This is a genomic window from Betaproteobacteria bacterium (assembly GCA_016791345.1).
Classification (GTDB): domain Bacteria; phylum Pseudomonadota; class Gammaproteobacteria; order Burkholderiales; family JAEUMW01; genus JAEUMW01.
Genome location: JAEUMW010000154.1, coordinates 1 through 4,123, shown reverse-complemented (window position 1 = coordinate 4,123; position 4,123 = coordinate 1). Strand labels below are relative to the sequence as shown.

The window sequence follows — 4,123 nt, the reverse complement described above, 5'->3', positions numbered from 1 at the left end:
CGTCCGAACCGCCGTGCCGCCATGCCGAGGATGCGCACGCGCCTTTGCACTTCCTCGGCGGAATGATCGGCGCTGCCCAGCAGCATACGCAGACGCACGGCGATCGGTTCCAACTGCGGCGCGAGAATTCCCGGCTCGATGTGCGCGAGCAGGTGCTGCATGGTGAGCAGCGCATGAATCTCGGAGGCATTGAACCAGAGGCCCGGCAATTCGTACTGCCCGCCTCCCGCTTCCGGCGCCGTCAAACGATATCCCCGGGCCTCGCGGTCCCACGCGATGGGGGCATTCATCCGGTTGCGCAGGTACTCAAGGTCGCGCTTCACTGTCGCGCGTGACACCTCCAGCTTCTCGAGAAATACCGAGAACGGCACGACACGGCGATCGTGCAGGAGTTGCTGAATGCGGTAGAAGCGTTCGGTGCGTTCCATGGTGAGCCGTGCCGCAAGTGTAGCCGGAAACGACACTCGGCTCCCGGCCAGCACGGGGCACTCCCCCAAGAGTTTCCGGCTGCGGGCAGGACACTGCGGGATGCAGCATCACCCCGCGTTGGGTTCAGCGAACTTCGCGGGCGGTACTGCAAGCGACCTGCAGGAGAAAGAGACCGAACGACTCAGTGAACGTGCTGGGATTCGGACGAGGACGAACCGCGACCGAGTGCCGGCCCGGTTTCCGAGAGGCTGACTGCCTCGCCGATGAGTTGTGCCACGATCGACAGCAGTCGCACGTCCTGCTGGAACGTGCCATAGGGCTCGCCGCGCCGGCGCGCACAGCTCAGCACGCCAAGGTCGCGCCCGTAGGCTTTGATGGGGACGCCCACCAGCGACATCGGGGGGCGCGACGCGCCGCCTTCCTCTCGCCGCTCGCGCACGGCATCGTCATCGAAGCCGATCGAGGATGCAACCAGCTCGAGTTCCCCCGAGGGGCTGACGAGCGTGATCATGGCCTGCTCCACACCGAATCGCTTCGACAGAACATCGACCACCGTGCCCAGCGTCTTGTCGAGTCCCGATGCAGCCCGAATTGCCTGCGAGATCTCGTGGATCGTTACCTGCTCGGGGTCTACGGCACGCAGTCTCTTGGTCATGGGAAGACGGGTCGGGGGATGGGCCCGACCTTCCTTTGCGCAGGATCCGTGCCGAACTGTTGTGCCCCGCGGTGCCGTCCCGGCGCGCGCGCAACTGCCTGACAGCACAGGGCTTCCAGGCTTTTCACCCGATCGCCGCGGGCGCATCCGCGCAATCTCGGAACACGCTTCCCCGCCCTCGTTTGGTGCCTGTGCACCGCGACGGATCGCCAGCAGGTGCGCGCCGCGTTACTGCAGAAACCCCGCCTTGACCTCGTCCTGCGAAAGAAGGCGCACCGGCACGGGATCGATGTGCCAGATGTCGCTGCAGTACTCGCGGATGGTCCTGTCGGACGAGAACTTGCCGGAGCGCGCGCAGTTGAGAATTGCCTGGCGCGCCCAGTCGTCGCGGTCCTGATACGCCGTGCTCACATCCTGCTGGCAATCCGAATACGCCCCAAAGTCCGCCAGCACGAAATAAGGGTCCGCATGGAGAAGCCCGTCCACCAGCGGTCGGAACAACTCGCGATCGCCGCGTGCGAAGAACCCGTCACGGACGAGGTCGATCACCTCGCGCAACTCGGGATCTGCCTCGTAGTAGTCACGCGGTCGGTACCCTTGCGACTTGAGCGCGACCACTTCCTGCGCCGTGAGACCGAACAGGAAGAAATTCTCCGATCCCACCTCCTCGCGGATCTCGATGTTCGCACCGTCGAGGGTGCCGATCGTCAGCGCGCCGTTCATGGAAAACTTCATGTTGCCGGTTCCCGAGGCTTCCTTGCCGGCAGTCGAGATCTGCTCCGAGAGGTCCGCCGCCGGATAGATGCGCTGACCCGTGCTCACGTTGAAATTGGGCACGAACACGACGCGAACACGGTCGCCAATGACAGGGTCGCGGTTGATGACATCGCCCACCGACGTGATGAGCTTGATGATGAGCTTGGCCATGTGATAGCCGGGTGCCGCCTTGCCGCCGAATATGAAGGTGCGCGGCGGCACGTCGAGGTTCGGATTGGCCTTCAGCCGCAGGTAGAACGCGATCACATGGAGGATGTTCAGATGCTGGCGCTTGTACTCGTGGATGCGCTTCACCTGAACGTCGAACATCGAATCAGGATCGATCGCAACACCCACACGCGGGCCGATGAGGTTTGCAAGCTGCAGCTTGTTGGCGCGCTTGACGCCCCGCCAGTGCTCGCGGAACACCGCGTCGGTTGCAAACGGCTCGAGCCGGCCGAGTTGTTCGAGGTCCTTCACCCAGCCGTCCCCGATCGCTTCGGTGATGAGTCCCGCGAGTTGCGGATTGGCGAGCGCCATCCAGCGTCGCGGCGTGACACCATTGGTCTTGTTGTCGAACTTGTTCGGCCACAGCTCGTGAAAGTCGTGCAGCACGTCTTCCTTCAGCAACTCGGAGTGCAGTTCGGCAACACCGTTGATGGTATGGCTGCCGACACAGGCGAGATGCGCCATGCGCACGTAGCGCTCGCCGCTTTCTTCGATGAGCGAGAGCCGCCCGATGCACGCTGCATCCCCCAGGAAGCGGATGCGTGCCTCGTCGAGAAAGCGCGCGTTGATCTCGTAGATGATCTCGAGATGGCGCGGCAGCACCTTCCGGAACATGCCGAGCGGCCAGCGTTCGAGCGCCTCCGGCAGCAGTGTGTGATTGGTGTAGGCGAAGGTGCGGCGCGTCACGTCCCAGGCGCTGTCCCACGGCACGTCGTGCTCGTCGACCAGCAGGCGCATGAGTTCCGCCACACCGATGGCCGGGTGTGTGTCGTTGAGCTGCACCGCGAACTTGTCCGGAAACTGATCGAGCGGCAACCCTTGTCCGCGCATGATGCGCAGCATGTCCTGCAGTGAACACGAGACGAAGAAATACTGCTGCTCGAGCCTGAGCTCCTTGCCCTGCAGCGCTTCGTCATTTGGATAGAGCACCTTGGTCAGGTTCTCCGAGACGACCTTCTGATTCACCGCTCCGTAGTAGTCGCCACGGTTGAAGACGGCGAAGTCGAAGGACTCCGGTGCTTCGGCACGCCAAAGGCGCAGCGTGTTGGCGGTGTTGTTGTGATACCCGAGGATCGGCGTGTCATACGGAATTCCGAGCACGACGCGGTGCGGAACCCAGCGCACGCGGCTCTTGCCGCGCTCGTCGGTGAAGTGTTCGGTGTAACCGCCCAGCCGTACTTCCTGCCCCCACTCCGGCCTTACCAGCTCCCAGGGATTGCCGAAGCGCAGCCACTTGTCCGTCTTCTCCATCTGCCAGCCGTCGACGATGTCCTGGTCGAAGATGCCGAACTCGTAGCGGATGCCGTAGCCAAGGGCTGGGATCTCGAGCGTGGCGAGAGAATCGAGAAAGCAGGCGGCGAGTCGCCCGAGGCCGCCGTTGCCGAGACCGGGTTCCTGCTCCTCCTGCAACAACTCGTCGAGGTTGAGACCGAGCCCGGCAACCGCACTCTTCACCAGGTCGTAGATGCCGAGGTTCACCAGGTTGTTGCCAAGGTGCGGTCCCATCAGGAACTCGGCCGAGAGATAGGCGACGGTGCGCGAGCGCTGTTTGGTGTAGGCAGCAGCGGTGCTCACCCAGCGATGCAGCAGGTGATCGCGCACGACGTAGGCAAGCGCCATGTAGTAGTCGCGTTTCGTTGCCAGCGCGGGGAACTTGCCCTGCATGTAAAAGAGGTGATCGAGAAACTCGCGCTCGATCGCCTCGCGCGTGAGAATCGGTGTCTCGCCGGGCAAACGCTCGGCAGCGGGCGTGCTGGTACGCTGATCCATGCTGCTCCTTTATTGTCCTTTGGCCTACGCAGGGGAATGCTTGGCTTCGGCAAAATCCGTGCGCGTAACGCGGCAAAGCCCGAGTTCCGTCGGCCGCGAAGCCCGCAGGCCGCACGGGACAACGCGTTCGGGAGTTGCTGCGTTGCAGGGAAGAACGGGTTGCCCGCCGATGTATCCCTATGGCATGCACCGTCGCGTCGCACGGCAGGCACCGTGCGCCCACGGCTGGTGCATGGCGATCGCCGGATTTGCCCGACCCAGGGGACCGGTCGAGCGCGGTGCTGT

General features: G+C 63.7%; 3 protein-coding genes. All 3 read right to left on the bottom strand.

Features of this window, described 5'->3' with window-relative positions; translation table 11 throughout:
* The coding region (locus JNK68_06235; protein MBL8539954.1) for an HTH domain-containing protein at positions 1-428 on the bottom strand (428 nt) is incomplete at its 3' end.
* Between the two features lie 182 nt (positions 429-610).
* Positions 611-1,084 (bottom strand): hypothetical protein, encoded by a 474-nt coding sequence (locus tag JNK68_06230; protein ID MBL8539953.1) that lies wholly within the window; start codon positions 1,082-1,084, stop codon positions 611-613.
* A 228-nt stretch (positions 1,085-1,312) separates the two neighbouring features.
* Positions 1,313-3,838, bottom strand: a complete 2,526-nt coding sequence (locus JNK68_06225; protein ID MBL8539952.1) for a glycogen/starch/alpha-glucan phosphorylase — start codon at positions 3,836-3,838, stop codon at positions 1,313-1,315.
* Positions 3,839-4,123: the final 285 nt, after the last annotated feature.